Source organism: Sphingobium sp. RC1 (assembly GCF_059738765.1).
Map to the genome: position 1 here is coordinate 2,134,359 of NZ_AP027306.1, position 22,999 is coordinate 2,157,357.

Here is a 22,999-nt window from a genome sequence, read left to right on the forward strand (position 1 = left end):
CTTCGACTGCCTGCTTGCAGCAGGCGCTCAGGGGGACAGGCTTCGACAGGCTCAGGGCGAACGGAGGAGAGGTTTAGGGCCTGAGGGCTACGGATCATGAAGGAACGCGAACTTCGACTGGCGCTGGTCTGCTATGGGGGGATCAGTCTGGCCGTCTACATGCACGGCATCACCAAGGAAATCTGGCGGCTGGCGCGGGCGAGCCGGAGTTTTCATGACGGCACCCCGGGAAGCAAGGGCAGCGAGGCGGTCTACAGGAAGCTGCTGGAAGATCTGGAAGCGGCGAGCGGCATCCGGTTGCGCGTAATGCCCGACATCATCGCCGGGGCGAGCGCGGGCGGCATCAACGGCATATTTCTGGCGCAGGCGATCGAAACCGGGCAGTCGCTGGAGCCACTGACCGACCTGTGGCTGGAAAATGCCGATGTGGAGCAGTTGCTGGACCCGGATGCGCGTCCCGCGCGGCGGATCAGCAAATTCTGGGCAACGCCGCTGGTATGGATGGCGGCGCGGCGGCCCGGTGACACGGTGGAACGTACCGTCGCGCCCGATACGCGCGAGGAGGTGCGGCACAAGCTGTCGAACTTCATCCGGTCCAGATGGTTTGAACCGCCCTTTGGCGGTGAAATCTTCACGGCGATGGTCCTTGACGCCTTCGATGCGATGGAAGCCGCCGAGCGCGGGCCACCGCTATTGCCCGAGGGGCACCCGTTGGACCTGTTCGTCACCGTCACGGATTTCGAAGGCCATCCGCAAAGCCTGAACCTCAACAGCCCGCCGCAGGTGGTGGAGACCGAACATCGCCTTTCCATCGGTTTCCACGCGCGGGGGCGTGGCGACCGCCTGTTCGCCGATCCGGCCGAGCTGGTATTCGCCGCGCGCGCGACGGCGAGCTTCCCCGGCGCATTCCCCCCCTTCACCGTGCGCGAACTTGATCGGGTGCTGAAACAGCGACACCGCGCATGGCCGACCCGGGACGCGTTTCTGGCCCATGCCCTGCCCCGCCATTGGGCGCGCGGCAACGCGGAGGACGCGATACTGATCGACGGATCGGTGCTGGCGAACGCGCCCTTCGCACAGGCCATCGGCGCGCTGCGCAACCGTCCGTCGCGGCGCGAGGTCGATCGGCGTTTCGTCTATATTGATCCGAAGCCGGGCCGTCGATCGATCCGGCTGAACCGGGAGGGCGAGCAGGAAGACGCGACGCCAGAGGACAAGGCTCAACTGCCCGGTTTTTTCCGCACCATTTTCGGCGCCCTGAGCGATATTCCGCGCGAGCAGCCGATCCGCGACAATCTGGAAGCGATCGATCGCCATTCTTCGCGCATTCGCCGGATGGTACGCATTCTGAATGCCTTAAGGCCGGGGATCGAGGCGGAGGTTGAAAACACGATTGGCGGCATGCTGTTCCTCGACCGTCCGACGCCCGCGCGGCTGTCCGCCTGGCGCGCGAAGGCGCAGTTGCGGGCCGCGAACTCGGCGGGCTTTGCCTTCCCGGCCTATGGGCATCTGAAGCTGTCGGGCATCGTCGAGGATCTGGCCGGTCTGCTGTTCCGCCTGAGCGATGAGGACAGTCCGTTGATGCGGGAAAATTTCCGGCAGGCGCTGTGGTCGCATGTCCGGACGATCGGCGCGGACAAGCTGATCGAGAATGTCGGGCCGGGATCGCCGCCGGTCGCATTCTTCCGCACTCATGACCTGAGTTTTCGCATCCGCCGCCTGCGCTTTCTGGCCCGGCGGCTGGCCGACACGCTGGAGATCGATTCTGAGGCTGGCAACGCCGCGATCCAGAAGATGCACGACGCCATCTATCAATCGATGGCGCATTATACGGAATGCGAAGGCACCGATTTCTATAATGGCGCGATCCGCGCCGCAGCCAAGCAGGTGCCTTCCGACCCGGCGGCGGCGCTGGACGCGATTGCGCAGGCACGCGACCTGAAGGTGCGGGATGATGTGGCGGAGATGATGCTGGCCGACGCGCTCGCGGGACTTCCCAAGGCGGAGCGGCGGATCATGCTGCTCTCCTATCTCGGCTTCCCCTTTTACGACATCGCCACCCTACCGTTGCTCCAGGGCCACGCCATGGAAGAATATGATCCGGTGAAGGTGGACCGGATTTCCCCGGAGGATTGCAGCGCTATTCGATCAGGCGGGGCCGAAGCCACGTTAAAAGGCATTGAATTCAATAACTTTGGTGCATTTTTCAGCAGAGCCTATCGGGAGAATGACTATTTGTGGGGACGCCTTCATGGTGTCGAACGGCTGCTGGATATCGTAATTTCCGCATTACCCGCGGCAAGCCGCCTTTCGGAAGAACGCGTGCGCGATTATAGGCAAGCCGCATTCTTGGCGATTCTCGATGAGGAGGAACAGCGGCTGCCGCATGTCGCTGATCTCATTGCCATTTTGCGGGAGGAAATCGGTGGGCGCACGGGTGGGGCTGGTTCCATTGGTGATGATTCTGGCGCTGACCGCGGCCTGCCGTGACGCGTCTGGCGATGCCGCGTCCGCGGACAATGCGACTGCCCCACAAGCCGTGCTTTCCGCCAACGCTATCGAGGGTGAACCGATCGAGGTAGTCGCCGCGCCACAACGTCCGTCAGCCGAAGTGACCGTGCAGGCGCAGCCCGCGCCGCGCGGATCGCTGGATCTGCCCCCCTCTCCCGACGCTGCGCTGGCGACGCCCTTCCCGCAGGAAGTTGCCAGCTTCATGGTCGATCGGGACAGTTGCGACCATTTTCGGGGCGAAGAGCCCTATGACGGGGAGAGGCGCGTGTTCCTTATGGAAAGCATCGCCGAACTATGCACCGGGACCGATGCGAAGCTCGCCATGCTGCGCCGCCGCTATGCCGGTGACCCGGCAGTGACCGCTGCGCTGCATGGTTATGAGGATCGCATCGAAGGGCAGCCCTGATCGAGCCGTCCGCTCAGGCGGTCAGCAGCGCGTCGATCGCCTTTGCGAGATCTATGTCACGGCGCGACAGCCCGTCGGCGTCATGCGTCGTCAGGGTGATGTCCACGCGATTATAGACGTTGAACCATTCGGGATGGTGGTTCGCCTGCTCAGCCAGAAGCGCGACGCGGGTCATGAAGCCGAACGCGGCATTGAAGTCCGCAAAGGTGAAGCGCCGCTGGATGCCTTCAGGGTCGTTCACCAGCGTCCAATCGGCAAGAGAAGCAAGCTCCTGCGCCCGTTCGTCGCCGGACAGTTTACCAATCATGGCTCTATCCTCATAATATTGTTTCGCCTATGTCGCAGCCATGTCAGACGCCGGTCAACCCCCTCTTTTCGCGCCAACCGTCGCGCAGATCGAACGACTGGCGCTTGAGGCGCTGGGCCGGTTACCCGACCCTTTCCGGTCCCATCTGTCCAACGTGGTCCTGTTCGTCGAGGATTTTGCCGACGAACGGATATTGAAGGAGATGGAGGTTGACGACCCGTTCGGGCTGACCGGGCTTTATACCGGGCGGCCGGTGGGGGAGCCCGAGCAGACGGGCGACGGCCCGCCCATGGTGCATCTTTTCCGGCGGCCGTTGCTGGATGAATGGGTGGAAACGGGCGTGCCGCTCGACGCACTGATCACCCATGTGGTGGTGCATGAGATCGGCCATCATTTCGGCCTTTCCGACATCGATATGCACGTGTTGGAGGACATGGTCGCGCCATGAGCGACGCGGCGCTGCGCCTGTCGGGCATCGCCTGCGCGCGCGGTGGGCGGCTGTTGTTCCGGGGCGTCGACCTGACGCTGGAGCCGGGGGGCAGCGCCCTGCTGCGGGGGCCGAACGGGATCGGCAAGTCGAGCCTGATGCGTATCTGCGCGGGGCTGCTGCGGCCGATGGCGGGGACGATCGAGCGGCGCGGCAGAATCGCGCTGGCCGATGAGCGGCTGGCGCTGGATCTGGAAGAGCCTTTGGCGCAAGCGCTGGGCTTTTGGGCGCGGCTGGATGGCGTCGATGGGAGTGCGCTGGACGGTGCTTTGGAGGCGATGGCGCTGGGGCCGCTCGGGGGGATTCCGGTGCGGATGCTTTCGACCGGGCAGCGCAAGCGGGCGGCGCTGGCGCGGGTGATTGCGAGTGGCGCTGGGCTGTGGCTGCTGGATGAGCCGGGCAATGGGCTGGACGATGCGTCGCTTGGGCTGCTCGGGACGGCGGTGGCGGCGCATCTGGCGGGTGGCGGCATCGTGGTTGCGGCATCGCATCAGCCGCTGCCGATGGCTTCGCCCGTGGTGATCGACCTTAGCGCCTATGTCGCGGAGGAGGCGGCGTGAGGGTGATGGCGCTGCTGGTCACACGGGATTTGAAGCAGGCTTGGCAGTCGGCTGGACTGTGGCTGCCAGTGGCTTTCCTGCTGCTGGTGGCGAGCCTGTATCCCTTTGCGGTTGGACCGGATGCTGCGCTGTTGCGGCGGTCGGGTGGCGGGATGCTGTGGATCGCGGCGCTGCTGGCGAGCTTGTTGCCGGTGGACCGGCTGGTCGCGCCCGATCGGGACGCCGGGGTGCTGGACCAGATCGCATTACGCGGCGTTGGCGATGAGATGGTGATGCTGGCGCGGCTGATCGCGCATTGGCTGGGATTTGGCCCGGCGCTGATGATCGCGACGCTGCCCGCTAGCGCGCTGTTGAAGCTGGATGGCGCGACGGTCGGGATGCTGGAATTGGGGCTGCTGATCGGCACGCCTGCGCTCGCGGCGCTGGGTCTGCTGGTGGCGAGTTTGACGGCAGGACTGCGGTCGAGCGGAGCGCTGGCCGGATTGCTGGCGCTGCCGTTGGCGGTGCCGTTGCTGATATTTGGCGCAGGCACGCTGGGCGATGGGAGCGGAGCGGCGCTCAAGTTCCTGGGCGCTGCGTCGCTGCTGCTGGTGGCGATCACCCCCTTCGCGGCGGGGGCGGCGATACGAGCGGGGCGCGAGTGATCGGTTTCGGCGCTTCGCTGCTGTTCGTCCTGATCTGGTCGACAGGGTTCATCGTCGCGCGCGGGACAGTGCCCCATGGCGCGCCGGAACTGATCCTGAGCGTGCGCATGACGCTGACGGCGCTGCTGTTGGGGTTCGTCGCGTGGCGAGCGGGGCAGAGGCTGCCCCGAGGCAAGCGGCTGATGCTGCATCTGGCGGCGGGCGCGATGCTGCATGGCGTTTACCTGACCGTCAGCTGGTGGGCGGTGTATAATGGCATGCCTGCGGGCATCATGTCGCTGCTCGGCGCGCTGCAACCATTGATGGTGGCGGTGGCGGGCGCGTTCCTGCTCGGCGATCGGCTGCTGGCGCGCGGATGGGGAGGATTGGCGATCGCCATTGCGGGCGTGGTTTGCGTACTGCTGCCTGCCATCGAGAAGTCGGGCGCGGGCGCGGTGCCGATTTTGCCTGCGTTCGCTGGATTGCTTGCGGTGGTCGCCATGGCGGCGGGCACGCTGGTGCAGCGCGGCTCCATAGCGGGTGACGGCATCTGGATTTCCGGAGCGATACAGAATGCAGGCGGCGCGATTGTCGCGGTCGCGGCGGCGCTTATTGTGGGGGAGGCCCGTTGGGATGGCGCGCCCCTATTATGGCTGGGCTTGGCTTGGTCAGTGCTGGGCCTGTCGGCAGGCGGCCTGTCGCTGCTGATTTGGCTGGTGCGGACGCAAGGTCCGACGCGGATGTCGATGCTGTTGCTGCTGGTCCCGCCGCTTGCCGCGGTGGAAGCCTGGCTGCTGTTCGACGAAAAGCTGGTGCCGGTTCAGTTGGCGGGCTTTGCTCTGGCGCTGACGGGGGTGTTGCTGGGGCGGTCGCAAGGCAAAAGGGAAACGGTTAGCGAACCGGCTTAGGGGAGCCTGTCCTTCGGCGTGGGATCACCCATCGGCCATGCTTTTGCTTTTTAGAAGAAAAGTAAAGCCCTTCGACAGGCTCAGGGCGAACGGCAATAGAGGCAGGCTCGCCGGGGCACGAGGGTGGAGCCGATCCACCGTGTGCGCAAGCAGGTCCTCAGGCGTCCCGAAGCCGCTCATGGTGGCGGATCACCTCATCGATGATGAAGCGCAGGAATTTTTCCGTGAAGTCGGGGTCGAGATTGGCATCGGTTGCGAGTTGACGCAGGCGGCTGATCTGCCGTTCTTCCCTACCCGGATCGGCGGGCGGCAGGGCGTGCGTCGCCTTGAATTCGCCGACAGCCTGCGTGATCTTGAAGCGCTCCGCGAGCATGAACACGAGGGCGGCGTCGATGTTGTCGATGCTCTCGCGATACCGCTTCAAAGTGTCGTCCACGCTCATCCTCCAAATATACGCGCGCTTTTTGCTCCATCCGTCGCTCCGTGCAAGCTATTCCCGCTTGCCAACTGCATTTTGCACCGCCACATGGGCCGGGTCATGACCGCACCTGCCTCCGGCCCCATCTCCGGCAACGTCCACCCCATCGGCCGCGCCAACGGCGCGCCGTCGCTCACCCCCATGATGACGTTGGTTGCCGACGGCATGAACCAGGTCAATGCGGTGATCCTGGACCGGATGCAGTCGCGCATTCCGCTGATCCCGGAACTGGCGGGCCACCTGATCGCGGGCGGCGGCAAGCGGATGCGGCCGATGCTGACCCTCGCCTGCGCGCAACTGGTCGGCTATGCGGGCAGCCGCCATTACAAGCTGGCGGCGGCGGTCGAGTTCATTCACACGGCGACCCTGCTGCATGATGATGTTGTCGATGGGTCTGGCCTGCGCCGGGGCCGCAAGACAGCAAACATCATCTGGGGCAACAGCGCCAGCGTGCTGGTCGGCGACTTCCTGTTCTCCCGCGCTTTTGAGCTGATGGTCGAGGCCGAGTCGCTCAAGATCCTGAAGATCCTGTCCAACGCATCGGCGGTGATCGCCGAGGGCGAGGTCAATCAGTTGACCGCCCAGCGTCGTATCGACACGAGCGAAGAGCAATATCTGGACATTATCGGCGCCAAGACTGCTGCCCTGTTCGCCGCCGCCTGCCGCATATCCGCCGTGGTCGCGGATCGCGACGAGGCCGAGGAAAAGGCGCTGGACGTCTATGGCCGGAACCTGGGCATTGCTTTCCAGCTGATCGACGATGCGATCGATTATGAATCGGACGGCGCCACCATGGGGAAGGACGCGGGCGACGACTTCCGCGACGGCAAGGTGACGCTGCCGGTGATCCTGGCCTATGCGCGGGGATCGGAAGAGGATCGCGCTTTTTGGAAGCAGGCGATCGCAGGCAATCGGGTGAGCGACGAGGATCTGGCGCATGCGACGCAACTGCTTCGCAAGACCGGCGCCATTGACGATACGCTCGCACGGGCGCGCCTTTATGGCCAGCGCGCCATCGATGCGCTGGGCCGGTTCGATACGGGCAAGGCAAAGGCCGCGCTGACCGAGGCGGTCGAGTTCGCTATCGCCCGCGCTTATTGAGCCACGCCGCCTCCCGCTCCAGAGGGCGCAGGCTCGGCGCGCATCGACGCCAAGTGGCGCGGCGGATAGCTGAGGTGGGACGCCGTTGGATTTGATCCTTTCTCCTGAAACGCTGGCCTTCCTGATGGCTGCGGCTTTGATTTCCGGGTGCATCGACGCCATGGCGGGAGGCGGCGGGCTGATCTCCCTGCCCGCATTGCTGGCGGCGGGCGTGCCGCCGGTTGCGGCGGTTGGCACCAACAAGCTGCAATCATCGCTAGGCACCTTTGGCGCCTGCGTCGCTTATGCACGCGCCGGGCACATGGACTTGAGAGCCTATCGCTGGCCCATTGCTGCGGCATTTACAGGGTCAATGGGTGGCGCCTGGCTGATCCAGCGGGTGGACCCGGCCATTTTGGCGGGATTGATGCCCGCGCTGCTGATCGCGCTGGCGGGCTATTTCACCTTCTCCCCCCGAATCAGCGAAATGGATCGTCACAGCCGGGTGGGACTGGCGGGACTGAGCCTTCTGATCGGCGCTATCGGCTTTTATGATGGCTTCTTCGGACCCGGTGCCGGAGCATTTTACGCAACCATTTTCCTGGCGCTGGGGGGCCTCGGCCTCGTCCGCGCAACGGCTCAGACAAAGGCCGCCAATTTGGCTAGCAATGTGGCGGGCCTGTTGACGATGATGCTGGGCGGCCATGTCATGTGGATTGCGGGACTGACCATGGCCGTCGGCAGCATCACCGGCAGCCAGATCGGATCGCGTCTGGCCATGCGGTTCGGCAGCAAGTTGATACGGCCCTTGCTGATCATCATGTCGCTGGGGCTGACGGCGAAGATGCTGCTCGATCCGGGAAACCCGATGCACGAGTTGCTATTCGGATAAGCTCATTCTTTTCAGCGCCGCCTTTCGCCTCGCACAGTGGGATTGCACCGGATGCCGATTGGCGCGAGAGGGACGGACATGAGTGCCGCGTTGCCGATACATGATGTTCTTCCCCGGCTGATGGACGCGTTGCGGCGGGGGAATAGTGCCGTTCTGGTCGCGCCGCCGGGAGCAGGCAAGACGACGGCGGTGGCGCCCGCGCTGCTGGATGAGCCATGGTGCACGGGGCAGGTGCTGCTGCTGTCCCCCCGCAGGCTGGCAGCTCGCGCGGCGGCAGAGCGCATTGCCGAACTGATGGGCGGCGTGCCCGGCGGGATCGTCGGTTATGCGACGCGGATGGACAGCAGACAGTCGGCCGCGACGCGCCTGCTAGTCCTGACGGAGGGTATTTTCGTCCGTCGCATTCAGGATGATCCGGAGCTTACGGGCGTATCGGCCGTCCTGTTCGACGAAGTGCATGAGCGGAGTCTGGACAGCGACTTTGGGCTGGCACTGGCGCTGGATGCACAGGCGGCATTGCGGCCGGACCTGCGCATCGTGCCGATGTCGGCGACGCTGGATGGGGCGCGCTTTGCGGCTTTGTTGGACAATGCTCCAGTGCTGGAGAGCGAGGGGCGGATACAGCCTCTGGAGTTTCGGCACATCGGCCGGGCGGCGGAAAAGCGAATCGAGGATGAGATGGCCGGGGCCGTGCGACGGGCGCTGGCGGAAGAGGCGGAGGGCGACCTGCTCGCCTTCCTGCCCGGCGTGGCGGAGATTGAGCGGACGGCGGAACGGCTGGAGGGGCTTGGCGTCGAGGTGCATCGGCTGCATGGTAGTCTGGACCCGTCGGCGCAGCGGGCCGCTATCCGTCCATCGCGGGAGGGGCGGCGCAAGGTCATATTGGCGACGTCGATCGCGGAAACCAGCCTGACCATCGATGGGGTGCGGATCGTGATCGACTCCGGGCTGGCGCGGCGGCCGCGTTATGACCGGGCGGCGGGGGTGACGCGGCTCGTCACGGAGCGGGCGAGCCAGGCGGCGGCGACCCAGCGCGCAGGGCGTGCAGCGCGGCAGCGGCCGGGCGTCGCCTATCGGCTGTGGGAGGCGGCGGCGACTGCGGGCATGCCGCCCTTCGATCCGCCCGAGATATTGGAAAGCGACCTTTCCAGCCTGCTGCTCGACTGCGCACTGTGGGGCGTGAGCGATCCGGCGAGCTTGCGCTGGCTCGACCCGCCGCCGCCCGCTGCGCTGGACGAGGCGCGCAAGCGGCTGACTGTGCTGGAGGCGCTGGACGATGATGGACGGATCACAGCGCATGGCAAAGCGCTGGCTCGGCTGCCGGTGGGGCCGCGGATCGGGCATATGCTGGTGCGCGCGGGCGAACTGGGGTTGGCCGAGGTGGCGGCAGAGGTGGCCGTGCTGCTGGGGGAGCGCGGGGTTGGCGGGCAGGATGTGGACCTGTCGCAACGGAGGATGCGCTGGCGGCGGGAAAGCGGGAAGCGGGCCGATGCCGCGCGCGCGATGGCGAGGCGCTGGACGAAGCTGGTCGGCTCCGGGCAGATGGCAGCGGCGGGCGAGCATGATGCGGGCCTTTGCCTTGCGCTGGCCTTTCCTGACCGGGTGGCCAAGCGGCGCTCGGCCGATGGTGCGGAATGGGCCAGCGTTGGTGGGCGGGGGTTTCGGCTTGATCCGTTAAGCCCGTTGGCGCGTGAGGAATGGCTCGCGGTAGGAGAAGTGCAGGGAAACGCGGCTGGGGCGCGTATCCTCTCCGCCGCGCCGATCAGCGAGGTCGAAGTGCTGCGCCTGTTCAGCGGGCGGGTGAAGGAACATCGGACGGTGCGTTTCCGGGCGGAAACCGGAGGGATCGAGGCGCTGCGGGAAAGGCGGCTGGGCGCGATACGGCTGTCGTCGGGATCGGATGACAGGCCGGACCCGGATGCTGTCGTCTCGGCCTTGTTGGAGGGCGTCAGACAGGGCGGGCTAGACCTGCTGCCTTGGTCCGATGCCGCGCGGTCTTTGCGAATGCGGGCCAGCTTTGCGGGGGTGGAGTCGCTGTCGGATGCTTCGCTGCTGGCGACGCTCGACGATTGGCTCGCGCCCCTGCTCGCGGGCAAGCGGCGATTGTCCGACATTGACCGGTCGCAATTGTCGGGCGTCCTTGAGGGCATCATCGGCTGGGACGGCAAACAGCAGCTCGACAGGCTGGCTCCTCCGGCATTTCAATCGCCCGCCGGGAGCAGCCATGAGATCGACTATGCGGCCGAGGGCGGGCCGCGCGTAGAGCTTCGCGTGCAAGCGCTGTTTGGGCTTTCCGAGCATCCGGTTGTCGGCAGCGGGCGCATACCGCTGGTCCTGTCCCTCACATCCCCGGCGGGGCGACCGATCCAGACGACGCGGGACTTGCCGGGTTTCTGGGCGGGGAGCTGGAGCGCGGTCGCCAAGGAGATGCGCGGGCGCTATCCCCGGCATCCCTGGCCCGACGACCCAGCTGGCTCCGCCGCCACGCTGCGCACGAAACGCGCCGATGCCCGTGGCAAGCCTTGACTTCCGCCCGTCCGCTGGTGCAACGGACGCATCGCCCTTCCCAGGAGTTTGACGCCACGATGGCTGCGCGCATCTATCAGATTCAGAAGAACGCCCTTCAGTCCGGCAAGGCGCGGACTGACAAATGGGTTCTGGAATTTGCGCCGAGCGAGGCGAAGAAGCCGGACCCGCTGACCGGCTGGGCCGGATCGGGCGATACGCAGAGCCAGGTCAAGCTGACCTTCCCATCGCTGGACGCGGCGCGCGCCTATGCTGACAAGTATGAGATCGGCTACACCTTCATCCCGACGCCGCCCAAGACGCTGAAGATCCAGGCCTACGCCGACAATTTCCGCTAAAAACCCGCACGGGGCGGCTCATAATCGGGCGCGATGCTGCCCGATTGCCGCCTTATTCCCTTGCCAAAAGGCGGGACTTGGGGGCAAAAGTCGCCCTTTCATGGGAAAGCTTTGAACAGATAATGACGGATCGCCAGCAGATTTTCGACAGCATCGCCGCGCAGATCGCTCCTTTCAACAAGAAGGGCGTCGAACTGAGCGAGGCAACCAGCTTTGCGGGCGACCTGGAGTGGGACAGCCTGACCGTCATGGACTTCGTCGCGGCGATCGAGGATGAGTTCGATATCATCATCACCATGAACATGCAGGCTGAGATCGAGAATATCGGTCAGCTTGTGGACGCTGTAGCAAAGTTGAAGGGCTAATCTAGCCTTCCCCGTTCGCATCGAGCCGATCCGCCTTTGCCGAGGATCGATGGTCGAAATGACGGGAAAAGTTCTCGCCTGACGCATCTCGACATGCTCGATGCTGCTCGAACCGAACGGATATATGCGATGACCGACGCTGCTGAAACCGCCACCGACGCCCACACGCCCGCCGAAGTGGCTGGCGCGCGCGACCTCTTTTCCAAATTCGATCCGCTGATCGCCGAGCGCGAGGCGCTGCTGGCGACCGGCGTGCGCGATCCTTTCGCGATCGTCATGGACGAGGTGAAGTCTCCCACCCAGGCAGTGATCAAGGGTAAGGACACGATCCTGCTCGGCACCTATAACTATATGGGCATGACTTTCGACCCCGATGTCGTCGCGGCAGGCAAGAAGGCGTTGGACGAGTTCGGGGCGGGAACAACCGGCAGCCGCGTACTTAACGGCACCTATCAGGGCCATAAGGAAGTCGAAGACGCGCTGATGGACTTCTATGGCACCTCGGGCGCCATGGTGTTTTCGACTGGCTATCAGGCCAACCTCGGCATGATTTCCACGCTGGCGGGCCGGGGCGACTATGTCGTGCTGGACGCAGACAGCCACGCGTCCATCTATGACGGCTGTTTTCTGGGCGATGCGGAAATCGTGCGCTTCCGTCACAACAGCGTCGAGGATCTGGACAAGCGCCTTGGCCGCCTGCCCGCCGATGCGCAGAAGCTGGTCGTGCTGGAAGGCGTCTATTCTATGCTGGGCGACGTCGCCCCCCTGCCCGAGATGGTAGCGGCGGTGCGCAAGCATCCCAATTGCATGATCCTGGTCGACGAAGCCCACGGCATGGGCTTTTTCGGCGCCAATGGCCGCGGCGTCTATGAGGAGCAAGGCGTCGAGAAGGATGTAGACTTCGTCGTCGGCACCTTCTCCAAGTCGGTCGGCACGGTTGGCGGCTTCTGCGTATCCAACCACCCCAAGTTCGAGGTGCTGCGCCTCGTCTGCCGCCCCTATGTCTTCACCGCTTCGCTACCGCCGAGCGTCGTCGCGACAGCCGCAACGTCCATCCGCAAGCTGATGCACGCGGGCGAAAAGCGCGCGCATTTGTGGAAGAACAGCAAGCGCCTGCACAAGGGCCTCACCGATCTTGGCTTCAAGCTGGGGACGGAAACGCCGCAGTCCGCGATCATTGCCGTGATCCTGACGGATCAGACGCAGGCAGTCGCCATGTGGCAAGCGCTTCTGGAGCTCGGCCTCTACGTGAATATGGCGCGCCCGCCCGCCACACCGGCAGGGACTTTCCTGCTGCGTTGCTCGCTTTGCGCCGAGCATAGCGACGAACAGGTTGGCCAGATTATCGGCATGTTCGAGGCGGCGGGGAAGGCAACCGGCGCAATCGGTTGATCGCGTCGATCACCATCGCCGCGATACAGGGAGATAAGGGGCAGATGAAGCGTGACTGCCCCTTGGAACCTTTTATTCCTTGATATTTCGCCTGTAATGCTGTTCGACTAAGATCTGGGGTTGATGGCAGACAGCTATTACATGGAAGACCAGGATTCTGGCTGGCGGGCTTCGGTACGACGCTTCCTTCCGCTGGTCCTCGTGATACTGCTGGTGGGGGCGCTGGGCACCCTGCTTTACAGCGCCAGCAATGCATCTCGCGACCATGAACGGGCGTTGCAGGAACAACGGCGCAGCTTCGAAATCATCGCCCTCGCCAGAGCTTTCGAGGCCAAGACTGCGCGCGCGGAAGTCACGCTGGCGCGATATGTGATCAGCCTTGACCCCGATGTCGGCCGTCTTTTCCAGGATCAGTGGCGCACCGCATCCAGCCAGCTAAAGCTGCTGAACTACGCCACCCGCCGATCAGGATGGCAACGCGCCAATGTCCGGGAGTTGCAGCAGGCATTCATCCAGCGCGGCAAGACGCTGAACGAAATAGGGCTGCGCACGACCTATGACCAGAAGATGGCGGCGCTCGCCCAATTCCACAAGGCGGGGCGGTCGGAAGACCTGACACACATCACTACGTTGCTCGACCGCGTCATACAGGCGGAAAATGCCCGCCTGCGCGAGCGTAGCCTTGCGGTGAGTCTGGCAGGCAACCGCACCCAATTTGTGGACCGCACGTCGCGGCTGTTCGGGCTGGTGCTGTTCGTATGCGTCCTGTTCGCCCTGTGGGTCGCCAATGCCGCCTATACCGAGCGTCGTAACGCGCGACGCATGGCCGAGATAGAGGCCGAACGTGCCGATCGGCTGGAGGAAGCGGTGACGGCGCGCACGGCCGAACTATCCAGTGCCTATGACCAGCTGAAGAAGGAAACGTCCGAGCGCGCAGTGGCCGAAGAAGCTCTGCGTCAGATGCAGAAGATGGATGCGGTCGGCCAGCTGACCGGCGGCATTGCCCATGACTTCAACAACATGCTGGCGGTGGTCGTCGGCGGGCTGGAACTGGCCAAGCGCAGACTGCGGCTGAAACCGCAGGAGGCTGCGCGGCACCTGGACAATGCGATGGAAGGCGCCAATCGGGCCGCCGCCCTGACCCGCCGCCTGCTTGCTTTTGCGCGGTCAGAACCGCTGCTGCCCAGCGCCGTGGACCCTGACGCTTTGGTCAGCGGCATGGTGGAGCTGATTGACCGATCGATCGGCGATCAGATCACCGTTTCGATAGAGAACCAGTCCAAGGGCTGGCGCATCTTCGTCGATCAGCACCAGATGGAAAATGCCATTCTGAACCTGTGCGTCAATGCACGGGACGCGATGGATGGACGGGGACGGTTGGTGATCGGCACGGGCCAGGTGCATCTGGCGCATCACGAAATCGGCGAATGTGCCGATGGAGACTATGTCACGCTGAGCGTCAAGGATGATGGCTGTGGCATGACGCCCGATGTGCTGGCCCGCGTGTTCGAGCCCTTCTTCACCACCAAGCCGGTGGGCAAGGGAACAGGCCTGGGGCTCAGCCAGATTTTCGGTTTTGTCCGACAGAGCCAGGGTGAAATCCGTATCGAGTCCCAGGTCGGTGAAGGCACCTGCGTTTCCATATATCTGCCGCGCAAGGCAGTGGCGGACAGCGCGCTGAAAACGGATCCGTCGCTGCCCGAGCGCGAGCCGGTACTGCATCCGCCGACACGCATTCTGGTGGTGGAAGATGATCCCCGCGTGCTGAACCAGACGATGGCAGCGCTCGCGGAACTGGGCCATTTGCCCGTCGCCTGCGATCATCCGTCGAAAGCGGCGAAGCTGCTGACGAGCCATCGCGACATCGGGTTGATCATAAGCGACGTGCTGATGCCGGAAATGACAGGCCCGGAAATGGTCCGCACCCTGCCCGCCGCCTATGCCAGCCTGCCGGTGCTGTTCGTCACCGGTTATGCGGGGGACATTGCGGAGGGCGCTGACTTTGGCGGACATGAGGTGTTACGCAAGCCTTACACACTGAAGGGCCTGTCACACGCGCTGTCCAACGCGCTTAGCGGATCGCACCACCCCGGAACAGCCGCGGCAGCAGAGTAAGCGCGCCGATCAGCGGCCAACGACGCTGCCAGGGCTTTATCTGGATCGCGGTTCCCGCATGGCGGTTTATCTTCCACGCCAGATAATCGATGCCGCCCGCATAGGTGAAGCTGGCTTTGGCGAGGCGGATGACGGACAGATATTTGCCGCGTCGTTGCAGCGCGCGCCAACGCTTGGCGGGTTCCGGCGGCGATGGCGGCAGGCCTTGGGCCAAGGCAGCTTCTCCGAAGCGGCGATAGCGATCGGGGTCGGCGTCGACGATCGAAACCGAACGCCCCTTCTTCTCCGCCCGCAATTCGGCATTGTAGGTGAGCGTAAAGCCAGCCTTCCAGAGCGATAGCGCGTCCTGCGCGTCCGTCATGGGACGGGCGAGCGACAACAAGGTGGGCGCGGCGCCCGCAACTGCGCTGATCGCTCGCTGACGGGCGAGGTCGTCCGCTGCCCACAGCAGCCGGGAAGGTTGAGCAAAGCGCGCCCACACAGAGACATTGTCAGCGGCAGGACTGTTGAGGCGCGCAAAGTCCGCTTCCGACAGCACGGCATATTTCGCCATCAGGCCATTATGTTCGAACGGAAAGACATTGGGCGGGATCAGCCGGTTGGCCGTGGCGAGCCAGCGCTTTCCATAAGCCGTGCGATAATCCGACACGATGAGGTAGAAATCGAGCATCAGCCCGTCGAGATTCTGCTCCCGCAGGCAGGAGCCGTAGAAGAGCACGGCGCGGGCGGCATGCGGATATTGCGCCGCCAACGCACCGCCCATCGCCGCCGCGCGCGGATCGGCGGGCGCGGTCAGTTCGGCGGTCACAAGGGGCAGGAGTTGATTGGGCATTGCGCTTCCCATATCCGTTCGGCCTCAGCTTGTCGAAGGGTCAGCGCGGGCCGACTTTCAGGAAGAAGCCCTTCGGAACAGTAGCGACAGATTGTTGGCGGGCATCTCTATAAGCCGGTCGAACGCCAGCCCGCGCTCCGCTGCGGCTGCGGCCACATCCTCGACGCGGCGCAAGCCCCATTGCGGATCGCGCGCCCTTAGCGAAGCGTCGAAGGCAAGGTTGCTGGGCGCGGTATCGACGTCATCGCGGATGAATGGCCCATAGAGGTAGAGCAGCCCGCCCGGCGGCAGCGCCCTCCCCGCCGCCGCCATCAGGCCAAGGGTCGCCGCCCATGGGCTTATATGGGTCATGTTAATGCAGAGGATCGCGTCAGCTTTTGTGACCGGCCATGCGGCGGCGGCATCAAGCCTGATTGGCGCGCGAAGATTCGGTAGCAGTGCCTCGGCGCGCCATGCCTCGATCGATGCCAGCGCAACGGGATCGGGGTCGCTCGGCTGCCATTCCAGGGTGGGCAGCGCCGCCGCGAAATAGCGGGCATGTTCGCCGCTGCCGCTCGCCACCTCCAGCACCAGGCCCGCAAATGGAAGCGCCTCACGCAATATCGCGAGGATGCCATCGCGGTTACGCTGCGTCGCGGGCGCATGGCGCTTGCCCGACGTCACGGGACCGGAGCCGGGTTCCCACGGCTCCGGCCCGTCCGTCATTCGGCCGCTTCCGCGAGCGCCGGATCGCTCCAGCTAAGGACTGGCTTGCGCGCAGCAAGCGTTTCATCAAGGCGGCGGCGGGGCGCGAAATAGGGTGCGCCCTTCAGCGCTTCGTCACCGGCCTTCGCGCGTTCGGCAAGGCTGCGCAGCGCCATGATGAACTGGTCGAGTGCAGCCTTGCTTTCCGTTTCGGTGGGTTCGACCAACATTGCGCCATGGACGACCAACGGGAAATACATGGTCATCGGGTGGAAGCCTTCGTCGATCAGCCCCTTGGCTATGTCGAGCGTGGTGAAGCCTTCTGCCAGACCCTTGTCGCTAAACAGCGCTTCATGCATGCAAGGGCCGCTGTGCCCGAACGGTGCGTCCAGCACATCGTCCAGGCTGCGCAGGATGTAGTTGGCGTTCAGCACCGCGTCGCTCGCGACCTGCCGCAGGCCGTCGGCGCCGTGGCTGAGGATATAGGTCAGCGCGCGGGTGAACATGCCCATCTGGCCATGGAAGGCGACCATGCGGCCGAAGCTGCTGGCGTGATGTTCGTCCGCCGTTTCTTCCTCGATCAGTACGAACTTGTCGCCCTGCTTCTCGACGAAGGGCAGCGGCGCGAAGGGGGCGAGCGCCTGGCTGAGCACCACCGGGCCGGAGCCGGGACCGCCGCCGCCATGGGGGGTGGAGAAGGTCTTGTGCAGGTTGATGTGCATCGCATCGACGCCCAGGTCGCCGGGGCGGACCCGCCCGACGATGGCGTTGAAGTTCGCGCCATCGCAATAGACGAAGGCTCCGGCGGCGTGAACCGCGTCGGAGATGGTCTTCATCTCGCGCTCGAACAGGCCGCAGGTGTTGGGGTTGGTGATCATCACCGCCGCCACGTCCGGGCCGAGGCGCGCCTTGAGAGCCGCCAGATCGACGCGGCCATCGGGGGTCGCGGGAATATCCTCGACTTTGTAACCGCAGAAGGCTGCCGTCGCCGGGTTGGTGCCGTGGGCGCTTTCCGGGACGAGGATGACACTGCGCGCATCGCCACGGGCTTCGAGCGCGGCGCGGATCGCGAGCAGGCCGCACAGCTCACCATGCGCGCCGGCCTTGGGACTCATCGCGACCGAGTGCATGCCGGTCAGCTTGATCAGCCATTCGGCGAGTTCATGGATCACCGCCAGCGCACCCTGAACGGTCGACTGGGGGCTAAGCGGGTGGAGGTCCGCGAAACCGGGCATCCGCGCGACTTTTTCATTGAGGCGCGGGTTGTGCTTCATCGTGCAACTGCCCAGCGGGAACAGGCCAAGGTCGATGGCGTAATTCTGGCGGCTGAGGCGGGTATAGTGGCGCACCGTCTCCTGCTCCGACAGGCCGGGCAGACCGATGCTTTCGGTGCGGGCGAGATCGCCGAGGCGGCTGGCGACCTTGGGTGCCTCGGCGAAGTCAACGCCGGTGGTTTCGGTCGATCCGATCTCGAAGATCAGCGCTTCTTCCAACATCAAGGCGCGGTTGCCCGTGGCAGTGACCGGGGCACTATCGGCTCCGGTGATGGCCTGGGGCGCGGTGGGGCGGCCTTCCTTGAGCATGGTCATGCCAGTTCCTCCTCAAGCGCCTTGGCAAAGGTTTCGATATCCTCCGGCGTCACGGTCTCTGTGACGGCGACAACCAGGCCGTTGCCGATCTCCGCCGCATCCGGGAACAGGCGGCCGAGCGACACGCCGCCAAGCACGCCCTTGTCAGCGAGATTGCGGACGACATCGCGGGCATCTTTCGACAGGACCAGCGTGAACTCGTTGAAGAAGCTGTCGTTGAGCAGCTCGACGCCTGGCACCTGGGCCAGACGCTCGGCCGCCTGAACGGCGAAGCCATGGTTCAGCGTCGCGAGGTCCCGCAGGCCCTTTTCGCCCAGCAACGTCATATGGATGCTGAACGCCAGCGCGCAGAGGCCCGAATTGGTGCAGATGTTCGATGTCGCCTTCTCACGGCGGATATGCTGCTCGCGGGTTGAGAGGGTGAGTACGAAACCGCGATTGCCCGCCGCGTCCACCGTCTCGCCACAAAGGCGACCGGGCATCTGGCGGACATATTTCTGCTTGCACGCGAAGAGGCCGAGATAGGGGCCGCCAAATTGCAAGCCGACGCCGATCGACTGGCCTTCGCCCACGACGATGTCCGCGCCCATATGACCCGGCGCGCGAATTGCGCCCAGCGCTACCGGCTCGGTCACGACCGCGACCAGCAACGCGCCTGCTTCATGAGCGGCGTCGGCGAGCGGGGTCAGGTCAGCGATGCGGCCGAGAATGTCGGGATATTGGACGACCACGCAGGAGGTATCCTTGTCGATCCCGGCGATCAGCACATCGATATCGGTGGCGGCTTCGAGCCTCGGTGCTTCATGCACCAGCGCGTCGCCAGTAAACTTCGCCATGGTGTTCGCGACCGAGACATAATGGGGATGCAAGCCCGACGACAGGATCGCCTTGCCGCGCTTGGTGATGCGGCGGGCCATGCCGATCGCCTCCCAGCAGGCGGTGGAGCCGTCATACATGGACGCGTTGGCGACGTCGCAGCCAAGCAGACGCGCCACCTGGGTCTGGAATTCGAACAGCACCTGCAATGTGCCCTGCGCGATTTCGGGCTGGTAAGGCGTGTAGGCGGTCAGGAACTCGCCGCGCTGGATCAGATGATCAACACTGGCGGGAACATGATGTCGGTATGCGCCCGCGCCGAGGAAGAAAGGCGCCTCCCCCGCCGACAGATTCTTCCGCGCGAGGGCCGCCATGTGGCGCTCAACCGCCAATTCGCTGGCATGATCGGGCAATCCCGCGATCTTGCCGGAAAGGCGGGCCTCGACGGGCACGTCCACGAACAGGTCATCGACCGAAGACGCGCCGATGACGGACAGCATGTCCTGCCGGTCGGTGTCGGTAAGGGGTAGGTAGCGCATTCATATCTCCTCTCCCCTCCCCTTCAGGGGAGGGGCCGGGGGTGGGGGCTTACCGCCGGGCACAGTGCGTTGGGCGATCCCCACCCCAACCCCTCCCCTGAAGGGGAGGGGCTATTTGTTTCTCAAAGCGAGGCCACGAACTTCTTGTAGGCGGCTTCGTTCATCAGGCCATCCAACTCGCTGGCGTCGGCGATGCGTAGCTTGAAGAACCAGCCATCCTCTTCGGCGTCGCTGTTCACCAGGGCGGGTTCTTCCTCCAGCGCGCCATTTGCTTCGACCACCTCGCCGGAAATCGGCGCATAGACGTCCGAAGCGGCCTTGACGGATTCAACGACGGCGGCGTCGTCGCCCTTTTCGAAGGTTGCGCCCTCAGCAGGCAGTTCGACGAACACGATGTCGCCCAACTGCTCCTGCGCATAATCGGTGATGCCGACAGTGGCGATCTCGCCCTCTACGTCGATCCATTCATGTTCGTCGGTGAAATAACGGCTCATTTTACTGCTCCCCTCGGAGTGATTTACTTGAAAATCACGACCAACAAAAAATCAGGAAATTCAGGCCTTGCGGCGGTAACGGTGCGGGACGAACGGCATGGGCGCCACGGTGGCGGCGATGCGCTTGCCGCGCACTTCGATTTCCAGCGCGGTGTCGATGGCGCTGTGCGGCAAGCTGACCCAGCCCATGGCGATAGGAGCGCCTACGGTCGGCGCAAAGCCGCCAGAGGTCACCTCTCCCACCTTGATACCATCGGCGAAGATGGGCGCCCCTTCGCGGGCGGGTAGTCGGCCTTCGATCTTCATACCCACGCGCTTGGCCCCCGGCCCGTCGGCCAGTTCCTTCATCACGCGCGCATGACCGATGAAGCCGCCCTCCTCCCGGCGGCGCTTCTGGATGGCAAAGCCAAGATCAGCGCCAATGGTGCTGACAGCAGGCGTCAGGTCGTGGCCGTAAAGAGGAAGCCCAGCCTCAAGCCGAAGCGAATCGCGCGCGCCCAGCCCGATCGGCTTTACCTGCGGCAAGGCGCATAGCGCATCGGCCAGCAGCGCGACGTCAGCGGCGGATATGCTGATTTCGAACCCGTCTTCGCCGGTATAACCGGAACGGCTGACCCACAGCGGAACGCCGCGCCAGTTGAAAAGGCCAGATTGCATGAAAAGGAGGTCGGCGGTGCCAGGGATCAGGCTGGCCAGCGCCTCACCCGCTTCAGGACCTTGCAGGGCGAGCAGCGCCTGCTCGTCCATATGGTTCATGACGACCTCATCAGGCAGATGTTCGATCATCCAGCCCATATCGTCATATTTGGTCGCGCCATTGGCGACCATATAGATGTCCGCGCCGTCAAACGCCTCCGCACCAAGGCGCGAGACCATGAGATCGTCGAGGATGCCGCCCTCTTGATCAAGCAGCATCGAGTAACGCTGCCGAAAGGGCTTCAGCCCCTTGATGTCGCTGGGCAGTAAATGCTCCAGCGCCTCGTCAACGCCTTCACCGGAAAAGGTGAGCTGACCCATATGACTGACGTCGAACAGTCCGGCATGCTCGCGGGTCCAGGCATGTTCGGCCATGATGCCTTCATATTGGATGGGCATATGATAGCCCGCAAAGCCCACCATGCGCGCGCCCTTGGCGCGATGCCAGGCGTCGAGCGGCAAATCCTGCAGCGGCAATTCTTCTTCGATATGGGCGATGTCGTCATTGCCGGACATGAGAGCGGCCTTTCGTGCAGGGTTCATGGCGACAGACATAATGATCCGGAGTCGGAATCCCGGCGTCTGCCACCCCCTCTGTCACGGAACCTGAGAGCTTTGACCACCGGCCCAGCGACCGGATGGCTTACCCCTTCGGTGGGACGGAATAACCCGTCCGCTTTCCAGAGTGCCTGCCCATGATGCGGTCCTTTGGCCTGAGAGATTCCGGGGCGGTTGCTCCTTCGGCGACGGGGTGGCCTGAAAGGCTTCCCATGCTCTCCCGCATCATGTCCGGTGCCGAATCTATCGGGCGCCGGTGACCCTCTCGCATTGCGGGAAATGGGAGGCGGCGTCAATTGCTCAATCGGCTGCCCGTTCTTCCCTCGCCAACCGATCGGCGAGGGTGCGCGTCATCTTGCGCAGTTCATCCAGCCGGGCATCGGCCGCAGGATCACCAAGAATTAGCTGGCCAAAACTTTCCTCGCCCTCGAAAAGGCGCAGGAAATGCTCGATCCCGGTGAAGTTGGAATCAGCCACGAGATGGGCGCACAACTCTACCCGGCCCGACCATTTACGATCGCCCCGGCTGCGCAGGAATGCGGCGAGGTCTTCCAAACCGGCGGCGAGCGCGGCGATCTGTGGGTGAAGGGCCATGTTGGGCGAAGGCTAGGGCGCGTTCAGGGCGAGCGCAACCGTCGCTTCAGGCGAGAGCCATCTCTCCGAAAATTTCCGCGTGGCGCTTTTCCGCATAGCGATCGGTCATGCCCGCGATGAAGTCGCCGATATGCCTGCTGCGACCCGGCTCATTCAGCAGGCGATCGTCCTGCCATTCGGATGGCATGAGTTCCGGTTGCTGCTGATAGGCCCGGAACAGGTCGCGCACAATGATCCGCGCACGGTTCGCGGCGGCGAGTTGCGATGGATGGTGATAGAGCGACGCGTACATGAATCGCTTCAGGTCGCGTTCCTGCGCCGCGAGTTCAGGCGAGAAGCAGACCAGAGGGCGTCCGGCGGATCGCACATCCTCGACCGTTTCTACGCGGGCCTCAGCGATGTTCCGCCGGGTGGAAGCGATGAGATCGTTCGCCATGAGGCCAATCTGTTCACGCACCAGTTCACGAAGCAGGCGATCCTGTGGGATGTCCGGATAGCGGGCGCGCACCCGGTCCCAGCAATGTTTGACGACGGGTACGGCAAGCAGCTGATCCAGCGTCAGCAGGCCAGCGCGCAGGCCATCGTCAATGTCGTGATTGTCATAGGCGATATCGTCGGCGATGGCCGCCAGCTGCGCCTCCAGCGAGGCGTGAGAGGATAGCTCCAGCGGAAAGAGCGCATCGACTTCCCGCATCGCCCAGCCGGGATGATCGACGGGACCATTATGCTTTGCGAGGCCCTCCAGCATCTCCCAACTGAGATTAAGCCCCTGAAAACAGGGATAAGGCGATTCAAGCAGCATGAGCGTGCGCAGGGTGTGCGCGTTGTGATCGAAACCGCCATGATCATCCAGCGCCGCTTCCAACGCGTCTTCGCCCGCATGGCCAAAGGGCGGGTGGCCGATGTCGTGAGCAAGGCAGAGTGCCTCGGTGAGGTCTTCATTCAGGCCCAGAGTGCGCGCTGTGGTGCGGCCGATCTGCGCGACCTCCAGACTGTGAGTCAGGCGGACGCGGAAATGATCGCCATCGGGCGACACGAACACCTGCGTCTTGTGCCGCAACCTGCGGAAAGCGATGGAATGGATGATGCGATCGCGGTCGCGCTGGAAGATGTCACGGGGACCACGCGTCTCGCCTCCCGCTTCGGGGTGCAGGCGGCCACGGCTTCGGGCGGGGTGCGAGGCATAGGGGGCGAGCGTCGTCATCCGGG

At 64.3% G+C, this 22,999-nt stretch carries 23 protein-coding genes and 1 riboswitch; of the genes, 13 read left to right on the forward strand and 10 right to left on the reverse strand.

Going from position 1 to position 22,999, the window contains the following annotated elements; all coding sequences use genetic code 11:
• The first annotated feature begins 96 nt into the window (after positions 1–96).
• On the forward strand, positions 97–2,490 hold the full coding sequence (locus AC6JBC_RS10530) for a patatin-like protein (RefSeq protein ID WP_498024172.1): 2,394 nt from the start codon (positions 97–99) through the stop codon (positions 2,488–2,490).
• Positions 2,459–2,917 carry a hypothetical protein gene (locus tag AC6JBC_RS10535; RefSeq protein WP_498026050.1) on the forward strand — a complete coding sequence of 153 codons (459 nt, stop codon included), beginning with the start codon at positions 2,459–2,461 and terminating at the stop codon, positions 2,915–2,917. The genes AC6JBC_RS10530 and AC6JBC_RS10535 overlap by 32 nt, the downstream gene beginning before the upstream one ends.
• Before the next feature lie 13 nt (positions 2,918–2,930).
• On the opposite strand, the gene AC6JBC_RS10540 is transcribed toward AC6JBC_RS10535, so the two are convergent.
• Complete coding sequence (locus AC6JBC_RS10540) at positions 2,931–3,224, reverse strand: 4a-hydroxytetrahydrobiopterin dehydratase (protein ID WP_460987588.1); 294 nt, start codon at positions 3,222–3,224, stop codon at positions 2,931–2,933.
• A gap of 40 nt (positions 3,225–3,264) precedes the next feature.
• Here AC6JBC_RS10540 and AC6JBC_RS10545 point away from each other — a divergent pair, with 40 nt between their 5' ends.
• From AC6JBC_RS10545 to AC6JBC_RS10560, 4 genes are read left to right on the forward strand one after another with little or no spacing between them, the layout of a single operon-like run.
• Entirely contained in the window at positions 3,265–3,672 is a 408-nt protein-coding gene (locus AC6JBC_RS10545; protein ID WP_498024175.1) for a metallopeptidase family protein, read from the forward strand.
• On the forward strand, positions 3,669–4,271 hold the full coding sequence (ccmA, locus tag AC6JBC_RS10550; protein WP_498024176.1) for a heme ABC exporter ATP-binding protein CcmA: 603 nt from the start codon (positions 3,669–3,671) through the stop codon (positions 4,269–4,271). Before AC6JBC_RS10545 ends, ccmA begins: the two co-directional genes overlap by 4 nt.
• A gap of 5 nt (positions 4,272–4,276) precedes the next feature.
• Positions 4,277–4,915, forward strand: coding sequence for a heme exporter protein CcmB (locus AC6JBC_RS10555; protein ID WP_498026051.1), 639 nt, complete (start codon positions 4,277–4,279; stop codon positions 4,913–4,915).
• Positions 4,912–5,802, forward strand: coding sequence for a DMT family transporter (locus AC6JBC_RS10560; RefSeq protein ID WP_498024178.1), 891 nt, complete (start codon positions 4,912–4,914; stop codon positions 5,800–5,802). Before AC6JBC_RS10555 ends, AC6JBC_RS10560 begins: the two co-directional genes overlap by 4 nt.
• Before the next feature lie 157 nt (positions 5,803–5,959).
• Here AC6JBC_RS10560 and AC6JBC_RS10565 read toward each other — a convergent pair whose 3' ends face one another.
• Positions 5,960–6,238, reverse strand: a complete 279-nt coding sequence (locus AC6JBC_RS10565; protein WP_460987585.1) for a chorismate mutase — start codon at positions 6,236–6,238, stop codon at positions 5,960–5,962.
• A 102-nt stretch (positions 6,239–6,340) separates the two neighbouring features.
• Between AC6JBC_RS10565 and AC6JBC_RS10570 the strand changes: the two genes are divergently transcribed.
• The 7 genes from AC6JBC_RS10570 (at position 6,341) to AC6JBC_RS10600 (ending at position 14,988) form a co-directional block, all read left to right on the forward strand.
• Positions 6,341–7,381 (forward strand): polyprenyl synthetase family protein, encoded by a 1,041-nt coding sequence (locus AC6JBC_RS10570; protein WP_449471377.1) that lies wholly within the window; start codon positions 6,341–6,343, stop codon positions 7,379–7,381.
• 91 nt (positions 7,382–7,472) lie between these two features.
• On the forward strand, positions 7,473–8,252 hold the full coding sequence (locus AC6JBC_RS10575; RefSeq protein WP_498026052.1) for a TSUP family transporter: 780 nt from the start codon (positions 7,473–7,475) through the stop codon (positions 8,250–8,252).
• Positions 8,253–8,330: 78 nt separating this feature from the next.
• Positions 8,331–10,778: an ATP-dependent helicase HrpB gene (gene hrpB, locus AC6JBC_RS10580; RefSeq protein ID WP_498024179.1), complete on the forward strand. Its 2,448-nt coding sequence runs from the start codon at positions 8,331–8,333 to the stop codon at positions 10,776–10,778.
• Positions 10,779–10,837: 59 nt separating this feature from the next.
• Positions 10,838–11,116: an ETC complex I subunit gene (locus AC6JBC_RS10585; RefSeq protein WP_201514928.1), complete on the forward strand. Its 279-nt coding sequence runs from the start codon at positions 10,838–10,840 to the stop codon at positions 11,114–11,116.
• A gap of 122 nt (positions 11,117–11,238) precedes the next feature.
• Positions 11,239–11,481: an acyl carrier protein gene (locus AC6JBC_RS10590; RefSeq protein WP_449471372.1), complete on the forward strand. Its 243-nt coding sequence runs from the start codon at positions 11,239–11,241 to the stop codon at positions 11,479–11,481.
• Between the two features lie 129 nt (positions 11,482–11,610).
• Entirely contained in the window at positions 11,611–12,873 is a 1,263-nt protein-coding gene (gene spt / locus AC6JBC_RS10595; RefSeq protein ID WP_498024180.1) for a serine palmitoyltransferase, read from the forward strand.
• Between the two features lie 123 nt (positions 12,874–12,996).
• Positions 12,997–14,988 (forward strand): ATP-binding protein, encoded by a 1,992-nt coding sequence (locus AC6JBC_RS10600; RefSeq protein ID WP_498024182.1) that lies wholly within the window; start codon positions 12,997–12,999, stop codon positions 14,986–14,988.
• On the opposite strand, the gene AC6JBC_RS10605 is transcribed toward AC6JBC_RS10600, so the two are convergent.
• The 8 genes from AC6JBC_RS10605 to AC6JBC_RS10640 all read right to left on the reverse strand — a co-directional run bounded on the left by AC6JBC_RS10605 (position 14,945) and on the right by AC6JBC_RS10640 (position 22,994).
• On the reverse strand, positions 14,945–15,820 hold the full coding sequence (locus tag AC6JBC_RS10605) for a hypothetical protein (RefSeq protein ID WP_498024183.1): 876 nt from the start codon (positions 15,818–15,820) through the stop codon (positions 14,945–14,947). The genes AC6JBC_RS10600 and AC6JBC_RS10605 overlap by 44 nt on opposite strands.
• A 57-nt stretch (positions 15,821–15,877) precedes the next feature.
• On the reverse strand, positions 15,878–16,525 hold the full coding sequence (locus AC6JBC_RS10610; RefSeq protein ID WP_498024184.1) for a DUF938 domain-containing protein: 648 nt from the start codon (positions 16,523–16,525) through the stop codon (positions 15,878–15,880).
• Positions 16,522–18,093 carry an aminomethyl-transferring glycine dehydrogenase subunit GcvPB gene (gene gcvPB, locus AC6JBC_RS10615; RefSeq protein ID WP_498024185.1) on the reverse strand — a complete coding sequence of 524 codons (1,572 nt, stop codon included), beginning with the start codon at positions 18,091–18,093 and terminating at the stop codon, positions 16,522–16,524. The genes AC6JBC_RS10610 and gcvPB overlap by 4 nt, the downstream gene beginning before the upstream one ends.
• On the reverse strand, positions 18,090–19,448 hold the full coding sequence (gcvPA, locus tag AC6JBC_RS10620) for an aminomethyl-transferring glycine dehydrogenase subunit GcvPA (protein WP_498024186.1): 1,359 nt from the start codon (positions 19,446–19,448) through the stop codon (positions 18,090–18,092). The genes gcvPB and gcvPA overlap by 4 nt, the downstream gene beginning before the upstream one ends.
• Before the next feature lie 122 nt (positions 19,449–19,570).
• Positions 19,571–19,942, reverse strand: a complete 372-nt coding sequence (gcvH, locus tag AC6JBC_RS10625; RefSeq protein ID WP_498024187.1) for a glycine cleavage system protein GcvH — start codon at positions 19,940–19,942, stop codon at positions 19,571–19,573.
• Between the two features lie 60 nt (positions 19,943–20,002).
• Entirely contained in the window at positions 20,003–21,154 is a 1,152-nt protein-coding gene (gene gcvT / locus AC6JBC_RS10630) for a glycine cleavage system aminomethyltransferase GcvT (protein ID WP_498024189.1), read from the reverse strand.
• 175 nt (positions 21,155–21,329) lie between these two features.
• Positions 21,330–21,429, reverse strand: a riboswitch (glycine riboswitch).
• A gap of 67 nt (positions 21,430–21,496) precedes the next feature.
• Entirely contained in the window at positions 21,497–21,790 is a 294-nt protein-coding gene (locus AC6JBC_RS10635) for a hypothetical protein (RefSeq protein WP_498024190.1), read from the reverse strand.
• A 46-nt stretch (positions 21,791–21,836) separates the two neighbouring features.
• A complete protein-coding gene (locus tag AC6JBC_RS10640) occupies positions 21,837–22,994 on the reverse strand; it encodes a deoxyguanosinetriphosphate triphosphohydrolase (RefSeq protein ID WP_464771944.1) in 1,158 nt (385 codons plus the stop codon).
• Positions 22,995–22,999 lie beyond the last annotated feature (5 nt).

Coding starts and splice junctions, on each gene's coding strand:
- gcvPB (WP_498024185.1), bottom strand. CDS start 18,093: ATGACCATGCTCAAGGAAGGCCGCCCCACCGCGCCCCAGGCCATCACC.
- gcvPA (WP_498024186.1), bottom strand. CDS start 19,448: ATGCGCTACCTACCCCTTACCGACACCGACCGGCAGGACATGCTGTCC.
- gcvT (WP_498024189.1), bottom strand. CDS start 21,154: ATGTCCGGCAATGACGACATCGCCCATATCGAAGAAGAATTGCCGCTG.
- ccmA (WP_498024176.1), top strand. CDS start 3,669: ATGAGCGACGCGGCGCTGCGCCTGTCGGGCATCGCCTGCGCGCGCGGT.
- gcvH (WP_498024187.1), bottom strand. CDS start 19,942: ATGAGCCGTTATTTCACCGACGAACATGAATGGATCGACGTAGAGGGC.
- AC6JBC_RS10545 (WP_498024175.1), top strand. CDS start 3,265: ATGTCAGACGCCGGTCAACCCCCTCTTTTCGCGCCAACCGTCGCGCAG.
- hrpB (WP_498024179.1), top strand. CDS start 8,331: ATGAGTGCCGCGTTGCCGATACATGATGTTCTTCCCCGGCTGATGGAC.
- AC6JBC_RS10530 (WP_498024172.1), top strand. CDS start 97: ATGAAGGAACGCGAACTTCGACTGGCGCTGGTCTGCTATGGGGGGATC.
- AC6JBC_RS10610 (WP_498024184.1), bottom strand. CDS start 16,525: ATGACGGACGGGCCGGAGCCGTGGGAACCCGGCTCCGGTCCCGTGACG.
- AC6JBC_RS10585 (WP_201514928.1), top strand. CDS start 10,838: ATGGCTGCGCGCATCTATCAGATTCAGAAGAACGCCCTTCAGTCCGGC.
- AC6JBC_RS10570 (WP_449471377.1), top strand. CDS start 6,341: ATGACCGCACCTGCCTCCGGCCCCATCTCCGGCAACGTCCACCCCATC.
- AC6JBC_RS10600 (WP_498024182.1), top strand. CDS start 12,997: ATGGCAGACAGCTATTACATGGAAGACCAGGATTCTGGCTGGCGGGCT.
- AC6JBC_RS10590 (WP_449471372.1), top strand. CDS start 11,239: ATGACGGATCGCCAGCAGATTTTCGACAGCATCGCCGCGCAGATCGCT.
- AC6JBC_RS10535 (WP_498026050.1), top strand. CDS start 2,459: ATGATTCTGGCGCTGACCGCGGCCTGCCGTGACGCGTCTGGCGATGCC.
- spt (WP_498024180.1), top strand. CDS start 11,611: ATGACCGACGCTGCTGAAACCGCCACCGACGCCCACACGCCCGCCGAA.
- AC6JBC_RS10540 (WP_460987588.1), bottom strand. CDS start 3,224: ATGATTGGTAAACTGTCCGGCGACGAACGGGCGCAGGAGCTTGCTTCT.
- AC6JBC_RS10605 (WP_498024183.1), bottom strand. CDS start 15,820: ATGCCCAATCAACTCCTGCCCCTTGTGACCGCCGAACTGACCGCGCCC.
- AC6JBC_RS10635 (WP_498024190.1), bottom strand. CDS start 21,790: ATGGCCCTTCACCCACAGATCGCCGCGCTCGCCGCCGGTTTGGAAGAC.
- AC6JBC_RS10555 (WP_498026051.1), top strand. CDS start 4,277: ATGGCGCTGCTGGTCACACGGGATTTGAAGCAGGCTTGGCAGTCGGCT.
- AC6JBC_RS10640 (WP_464771944.1), bottom strand. CDS start 22,994: ATGACGACGCTCGCCCCCTATGCCTCGCACCCCGCCCGAAGCCGTGGC.